General features: G+C 69.9%; 1 protein-coding gene. It reads right to left on the bottom strand.

The window, feature by feature from the left end; all coding sequences use genetic code 11:
- A partial coding sequence (locus tag DAI20_RS19330; RefSeq protein ID WP_108252877.1) for an alpha/beta fold hydrolase occupies positions 1-794 on the bottom strand: 794 nt, incomplete at both ends.

The following is a 794-nucleotide window of genomic DNA, read 5'->3' as shown; positions in this document are numbered from 1 at the left end:
CGCTGCGGGCAACACGTCCAGATAGTCCAACACAGTAGCGGTAAAGGCGTCGTTGTCATCGCCGGCGACCATGTGCGTGGCCTGCGGCAGCTGTACATGGCGCGCGTGCGGCGCCAACGCCAGGAATTCGGCCACGGTCTGTGGCGTGACCAGGTCGCTGCGGCCGCCGCTGACCAGCAGCAGCGGGCACTTCACCTGGCGTGCGGCCTCGGCCAGCGCATCCTGGTGCTGCTCGCTGTCGCGGGCCAGTTCGGCCACCAGACGCGGGTCCCAGTGCCAACGCCAGCGGCCGTGGCCGTCCTCGCGCAGCAGTGCGCGCAGCGACTGCTCGGATTTGCGCGGACGGTGCGGCATGTAGGCCGAGATCACGTCGGCGGCCTGGGTCAGCGAGGCGAAGCCGTCAGGATGGGCGGTCATGAAGGCCAGGATGCGTTCGACACCGTCGGTATCCCAGCGCGGGGTGATGTCGACCAGGACCATCGCCGAGAACAGGCCAGGCCAGCGCGATTCGGCCAGCAGGCCGAACAGGCCGCCCATCGAGGCTGCGACCAGCACCGGCGGGCGTGGCTGTTCCCCGGCCAGCACGATCAGGTCATCAGCGAACTGCTCGCCGTGATAGGGCAGTTCGGCAGAATTCCAGTCCGAATCGCCGTGGCCACGGGCGTCGTAGGCCAGCGTCTGCAGCCCCGCCGCAGACAGGGCCCGCGCGGTGGCGTTCCATGCGTGCCGGGTCTGGCCGAAGCCGTGCGCGAACAGCACCCGGCCACGACGACCGTGGTCGCTGGCAGTGGCGG

It is taken from the genome of Planctomonas deserti (assembly GCF_003067705.1).
GTDB classification, from domain to species: domain Bacteria; phylum Actinomycetota; class Actinomycetes; order Actinomycetales; family Microbacteriaceae; genus Planctomonas; species Planctomonas deserti.
This window is presented reverse-complemented; position numbering and strand designations above follow the sequence as displayed.